We start from the raw sequence: 17,592 nt of genomic DNA, 5'->3' as shown, positions 1-17,592 counted from the left end.
TCGTGTAATGAAAATATGTACTACAAATCATGCTTAATCAAACATATAAAAAAACTGTCACATGCTCAATACGACAATCAATGCGTGCATGATTATTTCGTTAATAATGTGACAGTTCATTAGCTTATTTAGTTAAAAATATTTTATACAAATTGTTTCGTTAATGCCTCAAATTGTTCTTCATCAATATGAATGTCTTGTTTAGCTAAAGGTGTACCGTTCATTTCTTCAATTTGTGATTCATATGAAGGTGTTTCAGTATCTTGATAAACAATACCTTTTATTAATGAATTATATTCTAACACTTTTTGAGTGGCTTTTTGCTTATCTTTAATATCAAAATCTTCAATATCATCGATATTTGTTAAATTTTCTTTAAACCAATCATACGTATTCACTTTGTTATATGTTACACATGGAGAAAATACATTCACAAATGAGAAGCCATCATGATTAATTGCGTCCTCAATCATTTTTGTTAGTCCTTTAATGTCACTTGAAAAACCTTGCGCTACAAAGGTTGCACCTGATGAAAGTGCTAACTCTAAAGGTGCTACATTTTGTTCAATATTTCCTTTTGGTGTAGATTTAGTAATAAATCCTTGAGCTGAAGAAGGTGACGTTTGACCTTTAGTTAAGCCATAAATTTGATTATCCATAACAATGTAAGTCATATTCATATTTCTACGTAATGCATGAATCGTATGACCCATACCAATGGCATAACCATCTCCATCACCACCAGAAGCAATAACCGTTAAATCTTTATTAGCCATTTTTACACCTTGTGCCAATGGTAATGAACGGCCATGTATACCATGAACGCCATATGAATTTACGTATCCTGATAAACGTCCAGAACAACCAATCCCCGTAATAATCGCTACTTCTTCCGGTTCTAAACCAACATTGGCTGCTGCCTTTTGAATGGCTGCTTGTACTGAAAAATCTCCGCAACCAGGACACCAGTTAGGTTTTACATTATTTCTAAAATCTTTAAATGTCGCCATTTATACCAACTCCTTTATTTCTTTAGCTATCTCAAGTCCATTAGCTTCAATTTCATGTGGTAAAAATGGTGTGCCATCGTATTTCGTTTGATTTACTAATTTATCACCTAAATTTACGTTCATTTTTAATATATTGGCAAGTTGACCTTGATAATTATGTTCAACTACAACGACTTTTGAAGCTTTGTCGACTTCTTTTTGAATCGTTTCACTAGGGAATGGATGCAATTGTCTAATTTGTATGTGGTTAACCTTAATATTTTGTGATTCTAATCTTGATTTACCCTCTTGAATTGCACCTTTAGTTGAAATAAATCCTAAATATAGTATGTCTGCTGTTTCATGTTGTACATCAGCTTCTACTGGATTTTGTATTAATAGGTTTTCTGTTTTACGCATACGTTTATCCATTTGCTGTTGTCTATTATCTGCAGCTTCACTCGTTTTTCCTTCTTCATTATGTTCAACACCTGTAACATGATGAATGCCGCCTTTTACCCCAGGAATAGGTCTTGGGGAAACACCACTTTCTGTTAATGCATAACGTTTAAAGTAAGTTTTGTCATTTTCTTCACGTTCTATATCGGATTGGATCATGTCACCACGATTGATTTCTATTTTATTATAGTCTAATTGTTCAACCGTTTGTTTACCTAATGAAAGTTGTAAATCACTTAATACTATGACTGGACATTGATATTGTTCAGCCAAATTAAAAGCTTCCATAGTTAAATAAAATGCATCTTCTGCATCAGTAGGCGCGACTACAATTTTAGGAATATCACCATGTGTACCGTAAATCATTTGCATTAAGTCTGATTGCTCTTGTTTCGTTGGCAATCCTGTTGAAGGGCCACCACGCTGTGTATTTATAACTACAAAAGGCGTTTCTGTCATACCTGATAAACCAATCGCTTCCATCATTAGCGATAGTCCTGGTCCCGCACTAGCAGTAAATGCACGTACACCTGCATAGTTTGAACCGATTGCCATGTTTGCTGCAGCAATCTCATCTTCAGTTTGTACAACTGTTCCGCCCACTTTTGGAAGATTTTCAATCATATATTCCATAATTTCTGAAGCTGGTGTTATTGGATAAGCCGCCATAAATCTTGATCCTGCTGATAACGCACCTAAACCAATGGCATCGTTACCAATCATATATAGATGTGGCTTTCCATCCGTTTTATCTAAGATAAAATCAGCATCAACGTTATTTAACTGTTCATTCATTAAACGATAACCTTCATTTAACGCCTCTATATTCAATTCTACAACCTTGTCACCTTTTTTAGTAAACATGTTTGTAATTAATGTTTCAAAATCTGAAATATCGAGGTCCATAACAGCACAAGTGGCACCAATCGCTACCATATTTTTCATCAATGCAGTACCTAATTCTTTAGCAGTTGCAGTAAATGGTAGGTCTATCAATTGAGCACGACAGTTGTCTGGTTTCTCTGGCTTTGCTTTACTATCTGCAATAATTACGCTGTCTTCACGCATTTCATGATGGTTTAATTCGATTGTTTCTTGATCAAATGCAATTAAGATATCTAAATCATCACTAATTGCATGCACTGGTGTCGTGGATACGCGTATTTTATTATTCGTGTGTCCGCCCATGATTCTACTTGAAAAATGACGATATCCATATAAGTAGTATCCTTTACGGTTCATAGCAGTAGCAAAGATTTCCCCAGTAGATTCAATACCTTCGCCTTGTTGACCGCCCACTTTCCATGATACTTGTGATTTCATATCATCTTGCCTCCTAGTGGTTATAATAATTCATTGTTCATCATACCAAAATAAACCACCCTATTACTATGTACAGAGTGGTACTTTTTTAAATTCATACTAATGGACGATATTTTAAAAAGGATGATCGTCATTGATTAATACACGTTCAATGTGTGTTGTTCTTCCTTCTTTATTGATATCTATAATCACGCCCGATAATACACTGCGACCTTCATCTGGCACAACATGTCTTTGTGGCAAACTTGTAATAAAACGCGTAATCACCTCATGTCTATTTATACCTAATATACCATCATAAAAACCTGTCATACCAACATCCGTAATATAACCTGTCCCTCCTGGTAATATACGTTCATCCGAAGTTTGTATATGTGTGTGCGTGCCCACAACAGCACTTGCTCTACCATCAAGATACCAACCCATAGCATTTTTTTCAGATGTCGTTTCAGCGTGAAAATCTACGAATATATAATCCGTTTCTTTTTTTGCTTCGTTTATAAGCTCATCTGCCTTTTTAAAAGGATCATCAATATCTTGCATAAAAGCACGACCTTGCAAGTTGATGATAGCTAGCTTAATTTCATTTATTTGAATAAATCGCATACCTACGCCTGGCGCTTCTTCTGGAAAGTTAGCCGGTCTTACCATACGATTTGCTGAATCTATAAAATCATAAATTTGACGCTGACCATATGTGTGGTTACCCATCGTCATAAAATCTACGCCTTCTCTTAATAAATCTTTGTATATTTTTTCTGTCAGGCCTTTACCATGTGCCGCATTTTCAGCATTCACAATTGTAACTGTAGGACGATATGTCTGCTTCAGTCTTGATAAATATGTTGTAATGGCCTCGCGCCCTACTTTTCCTACAATATCCCCAATAAATAATAATCTCATTTACGTGTTCATCCTCTCTTAGTGTTAGTTTAATTCAATTTATTTACAATGAAAAGGTGCTGATGAAAATTTATTAAATTAGCTAAGTTTTAATTATAAAAATAGTGGTATAGATTATAGTAGTTAAGAGCTAATTCAAAATATAGGAGTTGGAAGTAATACATGTCAATTAATATCGATCCACAACATTTTGCTGACTTAGTTGTTACAGCAAATCCATCAAAAAGTGAAGATGCAGAAGACATAGCTAAAGAAAGTTTGGAGCTATATATCAATGCATACCGTTTAGCTGAAAGGTATGCCAATATCTCTACAAACTGTTATGATACTGCAGAAATAATTAAAGAAGTACAACAGGCAGATTTAGAGCTCACTTAAATTTTAACATGTTAATTACAATGAACTTGAATTATTAAATCCATATACATCATTGAGCGTATCGATAAACTGTATAAAAGTATGACATATACTACATTATCTTAATGAGTTGTTACCAATACTTTTCATTGCAGTTATTTTTAACCTCAATGTGAAACATCCGCGACATAAATAAATTGTCGCGGATGTTCTTTTATTCTAAAATATTAAAAAAAACAAACTAAACGAAATATCGTTTAGTTTGTTTAAATTTCAAAAATTAATCGTTTAATAATTAACTTTTATTTTGCATATTCAATTGCTCTAGTCTCACGAACAACTGTCACTTTTATATGACCTGGATATTGAAGTTCATCTTCAATTTGGCTCTTAATATCTCTTGCTAAGCGATGTGATTTTAAGTCGTCGATAGTATCTGGTGATACAATAACTCGAATTTCTCTACCTGCTTGGATTGCGAATGCTTTCTCAACACCTTCATAACTTTCAGATAGTGTTTCTAATCTTTCCAATCTTCTAATATAATTTTCTAAAGTCTCTTTACGAGCACCCGGTCTCGCAGCTGAAAGTGCATCTGCTGCAGCAACCAAGATAGAAATAATTGAAGTTGGTTCAACATCACCATGATGGGAATGTATTGCATTAATGACTGTTTCATTTTCAGCGTATTTTTTCGCTAATTCTACACCGATTTCAACATGGCTACCTTCTACTTCGTGATCAATAGCTTTACCAACATCATGAAGTAAGCCAGCACGTTTAGCTAATGTAATATCCTCACCTAATTCTGCTGCTAACATACCACTTAAGTGAGCAACTTCGATAGAATGTTTCAATACATTTTGTCCATAGCTAGTACGATACTGTAAACGACCTAAGATCTTAACAAGATCTGGATGCATGTTATGTACATTTATTTCAAATGTAGCTTGTTCCCCTGCATCTCTAATAATGTCGTCTACTTCTTTTCGAGCTTTGTCTACCATATCTTCAATTCGTCCAGGATGGATTCGACCATCCGAAACAAGATTTACTAATGCAGTTCTTGCAATTTCACGTCTAATTGGGTCAAAACCAGAAAGAATTACGGCTTCTGGTGTATCATCTATAATTAAGTCAATACCAGTTAACGTTTCTAACGTTCTGATATTTCTACCTTCTCTACCAATGATTCGACCTTTCATTTCGTCATTCGGTAAATTAACAACAGAAACTGTAGATTCAGAAGTATGCTCTGCAGCTAACCTTTGAACAGTAGTTGCTAATAGTTCTTTTGCATTTTTATCGACTGCTTCTTTTGCTTCTCTCTCTTTTTCCTTAACAAGTATTGCAATATCTTGTGACAATTCATCTTCAACTCTTTGAAGTTGCTCTTGTGCAGCTTCTGCTTGAGTGAGACCAGAGATGCGTTCTAATTCTTGTTCATGCTTATTTATTAATGTTTGAACACTACTCTCTTTTGCATCTACTTGTTGTTGTCGTTCTTCAAGTTTAGACTCTTTTTGCTCTAAAATCTCATCTTTTTTATCTAATAGATCAGATTTTCGCTCTAAGTTTTCTTCTTTTTGTAGAAGTCTTGCTTCCTGCTTTTGAAGATCACCACGTCTTTCACGAAGTTCAATTTCACTTTGCTCTTTTATGATTTGATTTTCTTCTTTAGCTTCTAGGAGCTTTTCCTTCTTAATATTCTCTGCTTCTTTATTACCTTGTTCGATAATATCTTCGGCAGTTTGTCCTGCTTGTAATTGCTTTTGATGCAACAAATTTCGGGCAACAATATACCCTACAACAACTCCGAGAATAATACCTAGCAAAATGAGTAGGAGGCCTAATAAATTCACACAAACACCCCCTTTTTATCTAGGATTTTGCTCTGTATATCAAATTTCAATATGATTAAATATGATTATATGAAGTTCTAAAAGAATCATACAATGTAATTGTACGGTTTACAGCTAAGAAGTGTCAAGGTTTCCATACACATTAATTCAATATTTGAAGCGTTCCTTTTACACAATATTTACTTTACCGATTGCGCTTACTTAACTCACAGAACATTTGAAATGAAAAATATTTTCATATAATATTTTTATATTCTTATTCATATACAAAAAATAAGCTTAGACACGCTTGAATGTCTAAGCTTATTATTATGTTATTAGTAATAAATAACTCAAATTATATTTTATAACGCTCTACTGATAACCAGAACTTTAGTTATTCTTCCTCATCAAAAAGTGTAGCAGGACTTTCAGCTTCTTTTTCTTCAACGTCACCGTCAAAGATACCTAATTTTTCCCGTAATTTTTGATCAATTTCTTCTCGAATAGCAGGGTTTTCTTTGAGGTATAATTTCACATTTTCTTTACCTTGTCCCATACGTTCACCATTGTATGAATACCAAGCCCCTGATTTATTTACAATTTCATGTTCAGCACCTAGGTCAATTAATTCTCCTTCTTTAGAGATACCTTTACCATACATAATATCAACTTCTGCAACTCTAAATGGTGGTGCTACTTTATTCTTAACGACTTTAATTTTTGTTCTATTACCAACAATTTCTTGACCTTGTTTCAATTGTTCCGCACGGCGCACTTCTAAACGAACAGAGCTATAGAATTTCAAAGCACGTCCACCTGGTGTAACTTCAGGATTACCGAACATCACACCAACTTTTTCACGGATTTGGTTGATAAATACTGCTGTTGTATTTGATTTTGAAATTGCACCGGAAAGCTTTCTCAAGGCTTGGGACATAAGACGTGCTTGCAAACCAACGTGCGTATCTCCCATTTCACCTTCAATTTCAGCTTTAGGTGTAAGCGCAGCAACTGAATCGACCACAACGATATCAACAGCGCCACTTCTAACAAATGCTTCGGCAATTTCTAAACCTTGTTCCCCATGATCAGGTTGAGATAAATATAAATTTTGTATATCTACGCCTAAAGCTTCTGCGTAAACAGGATCTAATGCATGCTCAGCATCTATGAACGCTGCAACACCGCCATTTTTTTGTACTTCAGCGATAGCATGTAACGCTACAGTTGTTTTACCAGAACTTTCTGGACCATAAATTTCTACGATTCTTCCTTTAGGGTAACCACCTACACCTAAAGCATTATCTAATGTTACAGAACCACTTGATACACTCGAAACTTTGCGCGCTTTGTTGTCGCCTAATTTCATAACAGCACCTTTACCAAATGATTTCTCCATATTTTTAATTACCGTATCTAAAGCTTTTTGACGATCGTTATCCAATGCTGGACCTCCTAAATGAGATTTATCTCTCGAAAAAATATCTTATATTCACTATACCTTGATTCAGATAATTTCGCAAGTATTTTGCGAATATTTGTTCGCTAATATTTGAATTCAATAATGCTAAAATAGAACACACGTGCTATTTTTCGCGTTTTCTGTATACTGTTCGTATTTATTTAAACCAATTTAGTAATCTAATCAACACATAATTTTGAGTTCTGCTTTTAATTAAATGTCTTCTTTGTGTCATTTTAAATGATTGTACAGCTAATTCATCATTTTCTAAAATACCTAAATATACCGTATCATGTTGATGTATCACTGAAATACCTATTTCCGTGTTAAACATGTCTTTGACAATCTGAGCAGATACTGAAAGTTGAGATGTTATTATATCACGTTCATCTATAAATTGCGTGTGGTGAGATAACATACCTTGAAGTAACTGATTATTATCAAAATTTTTCATCCGATAAAATAATATACCATCTGTCACCCCATCATAAATGGCAAATGTTTTTGTCATATTATTCATAAATGCTTGTTCTATAACAATATCATCAGAACCATAATAATATTTACCGATACGTTCTAAAATTTCTTCTTTAAGCGGCGCTATTAACGTTTCACATACTTGTTGTGTCTCACCACTTGCTGTCAATCTTACATTGACTTCGTGAGACCCAGCTAATGGCGCTATCGTAGGGTTCGTTTGTTGATCGATTAAATCCATTAATTCTGTTTCGACCTTTGATTCTCCTATACCCGCAAAGCGAAGTAATTCTGAAAATATTGTATTTTCACCATTTATAAAATAAGGTAATAACGCCTCTTTAGCCATCGATTTCATTTCTTTTGGTGGACCTGGTAACAAAGCAATTTGCTTTCCATGTTGTTGGACAAGCATTCCTGGGGCCATACCGACCTTATTATCCAAGACATGCGCACCTTCAATGACTAACGCTTGTTGACGGTTATTTGGCGTCATTTCGACGTTTTGTTCATTAAAATATTGTTCGATGTAGTCGAGTGCATTTTGATCGATAACTAAATCTCGATCTAATACTTTCGCAACTGTATGCTTAGTTAAATCATCTTTTGTAGGGCCCAAGCCTCCAGTTAATATAACGGTATCATAATTTTCTAATGCTTTATTAATTACTCTCTCTAATCTTTGTGGGTTATCACCAATCACTGTATGTTCAACCACATTATGGCCAGCACTATTAAATAATTTTGATAAGTATTGACCATTAGTATTAGCGATTTGTCCTAATAATAATTCTGATCCTACCGCAATAATAGATATATTCAAAACGTTTCCTCCTGAGACATTTACATTTTTGTAAATAATTTATTCCTTATAGCTTCTAATTAACAATATATTTCTACTTCCCTATATTATAAAATGAAAAACCATAAATAACGAAAGATTCGTTCATGTAAAAGCGCTTCTATACGACTTGTTTATAAAAATTAAAAAAATCGAAGCATGTCCAAATTATCTACATGCCCCGATTTATAGCGTTATGATGTTAATGTGTTTATGATTTTGCCTTAAACACATCTCTACCTTTATAAAAATATTCAATTCCTGATAGGATAGTGAAAAATACACCGATATATAGTAATACCTGTCCTAATTCAAAACCAATCCAGCTAGACAATGGATCGCCTAAAAGAATCCAAACAAGGGCAACCATAGTAACAGCAGTTTTTATTTTACCTAACTGACCTGCAGCACTAACAAAACCTTGTTCTATTTGTAATAAGCGTAATCCCGTAACAGCAAATTCTCGAGCAATAATAATAATTGCAACTACAGAATTGGTTAAATCTACTTGTACGAGCGCAATCAAAGCACTTGATACTAGTAATTTATCTGCTAATGGATCTAAAAATTTACCCATGTTTGTTACAAGTTCCCATTTACGCGCTAAGTAACCATCTACAAAGTCACTTAATGATGCGACGATAAAAATAATGCCACTAATTAATAATTCTATTCTAATTTCATTACCACCGATAAATGAAATTTTACCAAATCCAAAATTCGCTAGAGCAAACAATAGGAAGATTGGAATGAGTATAACTCTAAATACAGTTATCCAATTCGGTATATTCATACAAAGTCCTCTTTTCTATTTATAACTTATGACGTACTTGGACTTACAGATTAAAAAATTAATACTGAAAAAATCCATAAAAGTGCTGTAATAATAACAAATATACTTATTACAACGGCCACTTGCAATGGTTCTTTATTTTTAGTTCGATAAGTCGGTTTATCTTCTTTTGAAAAAGCAGTTATTGCATTTTGAAGCGATTCATCATTACTAGGAATTTCTTCTCTATGCGCCTCAATTAACTGTACTGAGTCGATATTCACTGCTTTTGCATATTTCCTAATAAAACCTTCTGCATAATTTACATTTTTCAACGATTCAAAATCATTATTCTCAATCAGTGTAAGTGTTTCTCTTTTTATTTGGGTACGCGTTTCAAGTTCGTTTAGTGTCATACCTAAACGTTCTCGACGTCCTTTTAAAGTTTGACCAACTAAATTCAAAATGTTAGTCCTCCTCAATAACTATTCATATTTTATTCAAAAAATCCAAATCCGCCACCAAACGTATCATCACCAAAATCTAAGTTATTTTTACTTTTAACTGTTTTCTTTTTCATTTCTTCATATTGAATTTCTTGATTTTTATTTTCTCGTAATTCGATGATATAGTCAAAATCACTCATTTCATAATCACTCGTTTCAACGAACAAGTCAGGATGTTCGACTACTTTTATTGCTGGTAAACTCATAACTTCTTTAACTAATTCTTGATGTTTTTGACTAGACTCTCTCGCTGTGACTGCACCGTCGATAATATAAACATGATCAGAATCATATTCTCCTTTAATTAAAGAGCTACGAACAGTCTGTTTAATTAACGTTGAACTGATAAATAACCATCTCTTGTGCGCACACACACTACCTGCAACGATTGATTCAGTTTTACCTACTCTCGGCATACCTCTAATACCAATTAATTTATGGCCTTTCTCTTTAAATAATTCTGCCATAAAATCAACAAGTAAACCTAAATCATCTCTTTCAAAACGAAACGTTTTTTTATCATCTGCATCTTGTTCTATGTATCTTCCATGTCTCACAGCTAAACGATCACGTAACTCTGGTTTACGCAATTTTGTTATAGATATATCATCTATTTCTGTTACGATATTTTCAAATCTATGCACTTTATCTAGACTATCTGACTTTATTAATAGCCCTCTACGACCTTCATCAATACCATTGATAGTCACAATACTAATTCCCATCAAACCTAATAAACTAGAAACATCTCCTAAAAGGCCAGCTCGGTTCATTGTTATCTCATATTCTAAATACCATTCTTTTTTAGTTGCTACTGTCATGAAATAAACACCCCTTTGTTTATAAACCATATGTTGTCTTTTATGATAAACAGCAAATGATACACTTTAAATAAACATTATTTTATAAATTATATCATTGACGTTTTGTTTTATTGGCTGAGCATAAATATAAGAATCATCCTATTAGATCATATGAACAACTAACGACTAGAATGAACTACAAACGTGCTACTTCACTTTAGCTATAATAATCCTTTCATCAGTCATCTAAGTTAAATAGTAATACAAAACTTTTTAGAAAATTACTTCCTCATACTTACTGACATTATATCATTGAATGTTTCAAAGTTGTTTTATTTTCTATAGTTTACTTAAATTATTTACAAGTACCAAGCGCCATTCACTTTTTGAATTGTTCCGGTGATACTTTTCGCAAAAGGATGACATAGATAACTACATGTGTGAGCAATTTCAGTCGGATCTATCAATCTTTGTTGTGGCAAGTCTTCAGTAATTGCTGCCAATTCCGCTTCACTCCAAACTCTAGCCATATTACCACTTACCAAACCGGGTGCAATAGCGTTCACCGTTACTGAAGTCATTGCAAGTTCTTGACTCAATGCTTTTACAAAAGCAATTTGGGCACCTTTCATTGCAGAATAAACTGATTCCATACTTGCACCTGTTTCACCCCAAATAGATGAAATAACAACAATCCTACCATTCTGACTTTGTCTTAGTTGATCAACAAAATACCTACAAACACGTATGAATTGTTTTACGTGAATTTGATAAGCTAAATCAATCATTTCGTCAGTCATATCTTGTATTTGTCCATATAATGCAGTGCCACTCGCATAAATAAGGCAATCCAAATTAGTAATAAAATCAAAGTAATCCGCAAAATCGATGTCCTGCATTAAATCTATTTGTATGAATTGTACAGGCTGACTTTTATATTGCGACTGCAGTGTATCAACATTAGCCTGATTATACTGAATGATAACTTCATAACCGTCATACAATAGACGATCAACGATAGCTGTACCTATACTACCAGAACCACCCATCACTAATGCCTTCATTTTTATTTCATCTCCAAACGACTATCAACAACTTGCTCTAGGTTCAAGCACATTTTTGAAGTTTCGTTTACACTCTCTAAAGTGATGCTTTCAACAATTTCCAATAAATCGAATAAACTTACGCCTTCAAAATATAATTTCGTATATTGGTTCGCTATGTATTCCGGAGAATTTAACCCTGAAATAAATTCACCTATGAATTGTTTTTTTAGTAAACTAAATGCTTCTTCATCATTCAGTTGTCCTTGGTTGTTTTCAATTTCTGTTAAAAGTAACGCTTTTAATTTATCAGGATACTGTGTTGCGCTCGTAATTACTGAGAAACTATATGTCGGTTCTAATACAAATTGATATCCAAATGTCTCATCAATTAGATCTTCGTTAAGTAAAGATTGATAAAAATCTGTTTCTTCACCAAATAACATTTCATAGAAAAGTGTCATCTCTAAATCTCTCTTTACAAAAGATGCGTCGGGTTCATCAACTAACGGATTGTTTTTAAAGCCTAACATCAATCGAGGTGATTGCAATTTCATAGTTTCAGTCACTTTGGATTCATTTACAGTTGCTTTTTCTATCAATGGATCTCTAACTATTTGCGGTTGTGCTTCTTTATCGCGTTGATTTTCATGCGTTGCCACGACATCATAAATATTTGCTACATCTACATCGCCGACAACAAAGAGTACCATATTCGATGGATGATAAAATGTCTCATAACATAAATAAAGATCATCTTTAGTAATCTCATAAATACTCTCTACACTGCCTGCAATATCCACACGAATAGGATGTGTATCATACATAGCTTTCAATGTATTAAACATTAATTTGTAACCAGGCTGTTCTTGGTACATTTTAATTTCTTCAGCTATGATGCCTTTTTCTTTATCTACTGTTTCTTTAGTGAAATAAGGTGACTCAACCATTGTTAATAAGCGTTTAATATTACGCTCCACATGATCTGTTGCACTAAATAGATAACTTGTACGATCAAAACTAGTGAATGCATTGACTTGTGCATTATCTTCAGCAAATGCCGTAAATAAATCTTCACTATCATCATCGTTTTCAAACAATTTATGTTCTAAGAAATGCGCTACACCATCTGGAACAGTGACAAAAGTATCACTACCATGTGGCTTAAATTTATTATCTAACGAGCCGAACTTTGTAGTATACGTCACAAATGTTTTTTGGAACCCTTTTTTGGGGATGATAAATAATTTCAATCCATTATTTAATTCTGCTTCAAATACACGTTCATCTATTTGTTCATAATAATTTTCTCGCATTAGTCATTACCTCCTTTTGTCAGAATATAAATGGTATCAAGCACAACCGCTTGCGCTAATTGTTGCACATCTGATTTTGTAACACTTTGGATACCTTCAAAATAACTTTCTTCTGACATAGGCTCATCTAATAAGATATTGTTGTTTAAAATTTCTATCATACTTTTTGGTCTGTCATGTGATTCTTGTCTCTGCGAAAGAATTACTTTTTTAGCTAATGCTAGCTTATCTTCTTCAAATTGACCGTTTTGGAACTTTTCAAATTCTTTGATAATTGTATCTTTTGCAACTTCATATTTATCTATGGATACACCACTCAATACAAACATGAAGCCATTTTTTGCATCAATTTGTGAATGAATTGAATATGCCAAACTTTGTTTTTCACGGACTTCATTAAATAATACAGATGAAGGGTCACCACCGAACATTACATTAAATACAACCATTGTAAAATACGCTGCGTCGCCATATTTTGCAGGCATTCTAAAGCCCATATTCAACTTAGCTTGATCTACATCGTCCCCTTCAACAATTTCTTGTGGTAATGTATGTGCTTGTTTCATAGGTGCGTCTTGCGTTAATTCAAAGTGGAAAGGTTTGATATCGAAATAAGTTTTCAATTGCGTTTTAACTTGTGCTTCATCTACGTTACCAACGACGTAAACTGCACAGTAATCATTTTGTAGCATAGATTGATATGTATCGTATAAAGTTTCTGGCGTTACACTTTTTATGCATTCTATTTGACCTGTAGCCAAATGTCTATAAGGATGTTCTCCAAACATATGTTTTAATAAATTTAAAAATGAAATCTGCGATTTGTTATCAACCATCGCTTCTAGTTTTTTACCTAATAAAGATTTTTCTTGTGACACAAAAACCTCATCAAATTGTTGATCAGTCACTAACGGGTTCCAAATAATTTCTTTTAACAATGCCACACCTTTTTCAAATAATGGTGTTTGGTCTTTCAAATAACGTTCATTAATTAACTCTAATGAAATGCTTATAACATGCTTATCTTTAAATTTTGAAACAAAACTATTCACATAGGCGCCATATAAATGTGATAAATGTCTATTGAATGCTTTATCTGTAGGCCATTGTTTGGTTGCTCGAACTAATACTTTGCTTAGAATCGAACGCGCAGTCATGGTGTCACTTTCTAAGGGAGCCATAAATTTCAACGTTATTGTGGTCGTTTTAAATTTTGTAGTTGGCATTACTTTAATATGTATGTCATTCTGAGTATTTTTGTTCTTCAAATTGTCATGCCTCACTTTCATAAATTTCTTATTATAAACTATTTTTAACCGTTTTAAATTTTACTAAACTACTTTTGAAATAATTAAAAGAATAAAGTATTGGTTGGTCATCTTTATCATAATGGACTAATTTCAATAACATAAGCCCTTCATGTGGTGATGCACCTAAGATGTCTGAAATGTGCGGCTCATAACTGATGGCCTCCATTTCAGTATCAGCATATGCCACTTTTTTTCCCGTATGTGCTTCGATAGCACCTAGTAGCGATTCATCGCTATTTTGATATTGTGCGCATGTTAAGTCACTCGCAGGCACTTTATCTAAACAATATACTACGGGTTTCTTATTTGCCGTTCTGACACGTTCTATAATTGTAACGTTTGCCTTATCTGCAATATTTAATCGTTTTGAATCTAATGAGGTCGCTGGTTTTTCATCAAAACTAATATATTCTGTCCCAGCACTATAACCCTGATCTTCAATCATTCTACTTATACTTACAACTTCTCCTAAAGGATAATAGAATGGGTGCAGTGATTTAACACGTGCACCTTCTTCTAAATTATTTGATAAAACTTGTTCAGTGATTAATTCATCTACTGCATCATAGACATCATCTGTCTTTACATTTAATGTTCTAGCTATTGCTAAATTACTTGGTAATGGTTCACCATGTTGTAATTTGCCATCTTTGATTTGTTGTATCATCCACTCTTTAACTTTATAAACAGAAGTCAGTTCCATTTTTACACCTCATCACTATCTAAATCCACTAATATTTGTCTAGGTTTACTTCCTTTTTGTGGTCCAATAACTTGATTTCGTTCTAAATCGTCCATTAATCTGGAAGCGCGATTATAACCAATTCTAAATTGTCTTTGTAATAAAGAAGTACTCGCTTTTTGTTGTTCAATGACAAATAAATATGCTTCATCATAAAGCGTATCTTCACTCTTCATTTCTGATTTTTCTACTGGTGCGTCTGGTTCCATTTCTTTAACATAATTCGCTTTTTGCTGTTCTACTACATAATTAACAATGTCTTGCACTTCTTGATCGCTTAAAAATGCACCCTGCACACGCGTTCTTGTAGAACCACCATTTGCAACATATAGCATGTCACCTTTTCCTAATAGCTTGTCTGCGCCACCGCTATCAATAATCGTTCTAGAATCCGTTTGTGAACTAACAGCAAAAGCAATTCTACTTGGAATGTTATTTTTGATTAAACCAGTAATCACATCCACAGAAGGACGTTGTGTTGCAATGATTAAATGAATGCCTGCTGCACGAGCCATTTGAGTAATTCTTTGAATTGCATTTTCTACTTCTTTACCAGCAACCATCATTAAATCAGCTAATTCATCCACAATAACCACGATATAAGGTAGTTCAGCTTGTTTTTCATCTAGCTCAAGATTTTGTCTTCTAATCGCTTCGTTGTAACCTTCTATATTTCTTGTAGATGAATGTTGGAATAAATCATAACGACGCTCCATTTCGGCCACAACTTTTTCTAAAGCTTGAGATGCCTTATGAGGATTTGTAACTACCGGTATCAATAAATGGGGAATCCCATTATATACATTCAATTCTACCATTTTCGGATCAATTAACATAAGTTTTACTTCATGCGGCTTTGCATTAAGTAAAATACTAGTGATAATACCATTGATACATACGGATTTACCACTACCTGTAGATCCAGCAACAAGTAAATGAGGCATTTTATTTAATTCAACTGTTATAGGATCACCTGAGATATCTCTTCCTAATCCTACTTCTAATTTATTTTTTGCAGGGAACTTCTCATCTAATACTTCTTTAAGTGATACAAGTGAAATTTTGTCATTTGGTACTTCAATACCCACTGCAGAACGTCCTGGAATAGGTGCTTCAATACGAATATCCTTAGCTGCAAGTGCAAGTGCGATATCATTGTGCAAGTTTACAATTTTACTTACTTTAACACCTTGTGCAGGTTGAATTTCATATTGTGTTACCGCAGGACCGATTTTTATTTGTGTCACTCTAGCATCTACACCAAAATTTTTAAGTGTTGTTTCTAGCAGTTGCCCCTTTTTCTGAACTTCTGCTTTTGAAGTTGCTTTTTGTTTCGCTGGTTGCTTAAGTAATGAGAGTGGTGGAATCGTGTATGCCTCGTTTTCCACTTCTCCAGCTTCTGAAATCGAGTTAACCGCATCGCTTTGACTATCTTCAGTTTCTTCAGTAGCATCCATAGATTGATCTAATGAAGCCAAATCCGCATCATTTGTATCATGCTCTGTATGTTGAACATTATCCGCTTCATGATTGTACATGCGTTTAGTACGTTGTTTTTTAGTATTTGGACTTTGATTTGTAGATTCTTCATCATTTTCACTATGTCCGTATATAGGGATAGATAATTGTTGGTTACTTGTTTCGTTTGGTACTTCTTCTAGCTCGCTAACATCTTTAATGTCTTGTTGCTCACTCGCTTCTAGTTGTTGTTTCTCACGCTCAGCTTTCTTCTCAGCTTTTACGCGTGCATTCGCTTCTTTTTTGATTTTATTTTGTTTGCGCTTTTCTTTATAATTTTCTGAAGCATCCTGACTTTTAACTTTTAACTTTTCAAATAATATTTTAGATACATCTCGGTGCTTTTGTTTTAAAAGTAAAATAATACTTGAAGCTATAAGTAAAATTGTGACAATAATAATACCTACAATTGAAATAAGCGGTATAGATATCGATAATAAATAATGACCTAAGAGTCCTCCGCCAAAATTCGGAAAATTCGTATGTTTATATGAACTATATACAAATGACAATACTGGTTCCCGTTGCGCTTGTACCTTGTTTGTAAAATAAAAAACAATATGTGTAACTAGCAATAAAGCTAATTGTAATACGAAGGCACCCACTGTACGTCTCGTTTTAGGTAATGCTTTATAATATGTAATGAATATAGTTCCAATCAAAATAAGTATATAAGTTAAAAATCTACTGTTACCAAATAAATAATTAAAGAAACTATCAATCATTGTTCCCACTATACCAAGTTGAAAAGCACCTAAGACGATGATGACAAAAATTGCAATTGCCAATATATATCTTAAGGGATGATCACCTTGTTGTTTCTTCTTATTCGATGTCTTTCTTCTTGTATTTGTAGGTTTTCGCTTAGCTGTTGATCTTTTTTTCGTTTGTGCCAAATTTAACACCTTCTTTTCGACTCAGTTTTCA

Annotated in this window: 14 protein-coding genes and 2 pseudogenes; 1 reads left to right on the top strand and 15 read right to left on the bottom strand. The window is 33.6% G+C overall.

Features of this window, described 5'->3' with window-relative positions; genetic code table 11:
* Positions 1-143 precede the first annotated feature (143 nt).
* The 3 genes from L987_RS06320 to L987_RS06310 form a co-directional block, all read right to left on the bottom strand.
* Positions 144-1,010, bottom strand: a complete 867-nt coding sequence (locus tag L987_RS06320) for a 2-oxoacid:ferredoxin oxidoreductase subunit beta (protein ID WP_002483431.1) — start codon at positions 1,008-1,010, stop codon at positions 144-146.
* On the bottom strand, positions 1,011-2,771 hold the full coding sequence (locus L987_RS06315) for a 2-oxoacid:acceptor oxidoreductase subunit alpha (protein WP_011303240.1): 1,761 nt from the start codon (positions 2,769-2,771) through the stop codon (positions 1,011-1,013).
* Positions 2,772-2,885: 114 nt separating this feature from the next.
* A complete protein-coding gene (locus L987_RS06310) occupies positions 2,886-3,674 on the bottom strand; it encodes a TIGR00282 family metallophosphoesterase (protein WP_002483433.1) in 789 nt (262 codons plus the stop codon).
* Positions 3,675-3,836: 162 nt separating this feature from the next.
* On the opposite strand from L987_RS06310, the gene L987_RS06305 reads away from it, so the two are divergent.
* Positions 3,837-4,052, top strand: a complete 216-nt coding sequence (locus L987_RS06305) for a hypothetical protein (RefSeq protein WP_002483434.1) — start codon at positions 3,837-3,839, stop codon at positions 4,050-4,052.
* Between the two features lie 281 nt (positions 4,053-4,333).
* On the opposite strand, the gene rny is transcribed toward L987_RS06305, so the two are convergent.
* From rny to L987_RS14390, 12 genes and pseudogenes are all read right to left on the bottom strand, one after another.
* Positions 4,334-5,893, bottom strand: coding sequence for a ribonuclease Y (gene rny / locus L987_RS06300; protein WP_011303241.1), 1,560 nt, complete (start codon positions 5,891-5,893; stop codon positions 4,334-4,336).
* 376 nt (positions 5,894-6,269) lie between these two features.
* Entirely contained in the window at positions 6,270-7,319 is a 1,050-nt protein-coding gene (gene recA / locus L987_RS06295; protein WP_002483436.1) for a recombinase RecA, read from the bottom strand.
* 175 nt (positions 7,320-7,494) lie between these two features.
* Positions 7,495-8,637 carry a CinA family nicotinamide mononucleotide deamidase-related protein gene (locus L987_RS06290; RefSeq protein ID WP_011303242.1) on the bottom strand — a complete coding sequence of 381 codons (1,143 nt, stop codon included), beginning with the start codon at positions 8,635-8,637 and terminating at the stop codon, positions 7,495-7,497.
* Between the two features lie 229 nt (positions 8,638-8,866).
* Entirely contained in the window at positions 8,867-9,448 is a 582-nt protein-coding gene (gene pgsA / locus L987_RS06285) for a CDP-diacylglycerol--glycerol-3-phosphate 3-phosphatidyltransferase (RefSeq protein ID WP_011303243.1), read from the bottom strand.
* Positions 9,449-9,498: 50 nt separating this feature from the next.
* The gene (locus L987_RS06280; RefSeq protein WP_011303244.1) at positions 9,499-9,891 is read right to left on the bottom strand and encodes a helix-turn-helix domain-containing protein; all 393 of its coding nucleotides are present in this window, start codon (positions 9,889-9,891) and stop codon (positions 9,499-9,501) included.
* A 32-nt stretch (positions 9,892-9,923) separates the two neighbouring features.
* A complete protein-coding gene (locus L987_RS06275) occupies positions 9,924-10,754 on the bottom strand; it encodes a DUF3388 domain-containing protein (RefSeq protein ID WP_002483440.1) in 831 nt (276 codons plus the stop codon).
* Between the two features lie 341 nt (positions 10,755-11,095).
* A complete protein-coding gene (ymfI, locus tag L987_RS06270; protein ID WP_047503638.1) occupies positions 11,096-11,800 on the bottom strand; it encodes an elongation factor P 5-aminopentanone reductase in 705 nt (234 codons plus the stop codon).
* Between the two features lie 2 nt (positions 11,801-11,802).
* A complete protein-coding gene (gene yfmH / locus L987_RS06265) occupies positions 11,803-13,095 on the bottom strand; it encodes an EF-P 5-aminopentanol modification-associated protein YfmH (RefSeq protein WP_047503636.1) in 1,293 nt (430 codons plus the stop codon).
* A complete protein-coding gene (gene yfmF, locus L987_RS06260) occupies positions 13,095-14,363 on the bottom strand; it encodes an EF-P 5-aminopentanol modification-associated protein YfmF (RefSeq protein ID WP_231558582.1) in 1,269 nt (422 codons plus the stop codon). The genes yfmH and yfmF overlap by 1 nt, the downstream gene beginning before the upstream one ends.
* Positions 14,364-14,394: 31 nt before the next feature.
* Positions 14,395-15,108, bottom strand: a complete 714-nt coding sequence (locus L987_RS06255; protein ID WP_011303248.1) for a GntR family transcriptional regulator — start codon at positions 15,106-15,108, stop codon at positions 14,395-14,397.
* A 2-nt stretch (positions 15,109-15,110) separates the two neighbouring features.
* Positions 15,111-16,574: pseudogene (locus L987_RS14395) on the bottom strand (DNA translocase FtsK); the annotation flags it as partial.
* 110 nt (positions 16,575-16,684) lie between these two features.
* Positions 16,685-17,561, bottom strand: a pseudogene (locus L987_RS14390) (cell division protein FtsK); the annotation flags it as partial.
* Positions 17,562-17,592: the final 31 nt, after the last annotated feature.

It is taken from the genome of Staphylococcus sp. ZWU0021 (genome assembly GCF_000798895.1).
Taxonomy (GTDB): domain Bacteria; phylum Bacillota; class Bacilli; order Staphylococcales; family Staphylococcaceae; genus Staphylococcus; species Staphylococcus saprophyticus.
This window is presented reverse-complemented; position numbering and strand designations above follow the sequence as displayed.

What these genes read in the sequence shown, in the direction of transcription:
- L987_RS06320 (WP_002483431.1), bottom strand. Translation starts at nt 1,010, where the DNA reads ATGGCGACATTTAAAGATTTTAGAAATAATGTAAAACCTAACTGGTGT.
- L987_RS06315 (WP_011303240.1), bottom strand. Translation starts at nt 2,771, where the DNA reads ATGAAATCACAAGTATCATGGAAAGTGGGCGGTCAACAAGGCGAAGGT.
- L987_RS06255 (WP_011303248.1), bottom strand. Translation starts at nt 15,108, where the DNA reads ATGGAACTGACTTCTGTTTATAAAGTTAAAGAGTGGATGATACAACAA.
- L987_RS06275 (WP_002483440.1), bottom strand. Translation starts at nt 10,754, where the DNA reads ATGACAGTAGCAACTAAAAAAGAATGGTATTTAGAATATGAGATAACA.
- ymfI (WP_047503638.1), bottom strand. Translation starts at nt 11,800, where the DNA reads ATGAAGGCATTAGTGATGGGTGGTTCTGGTAGTATAGGTACAGCTATC.
- yfmH (WP_047503636.1), bottom strand. Translation starts at nt 13,095, where the DNA reads ATGCGAGAAAATTATTATGAACAAATAGATGAACGTGTATTTGAAGCA.
- L987_RS06310 (WP_002483433.1), bottom strand. Translation starts at nt 3,674, where the DNA reads ATGAGATTATTATTTATTGGGGATATTGTAGGAAAAGTAGGGCGCGAG.
- pgsA (WP_011303243.1), bottom strand. Translation starts at nt 9,448, where the DNA reads ATGAATATACCGAATTGGATAACTGTATTTAGAGTTATACTCATTCCA.
- L987_RS06305 (WP_002483434.1), top strand. Translation starts at nt 3,837, where the DNA reads ATGTCAATTAATATCGATCCACAACATTTTGCTGACTTAGTTGTTACA.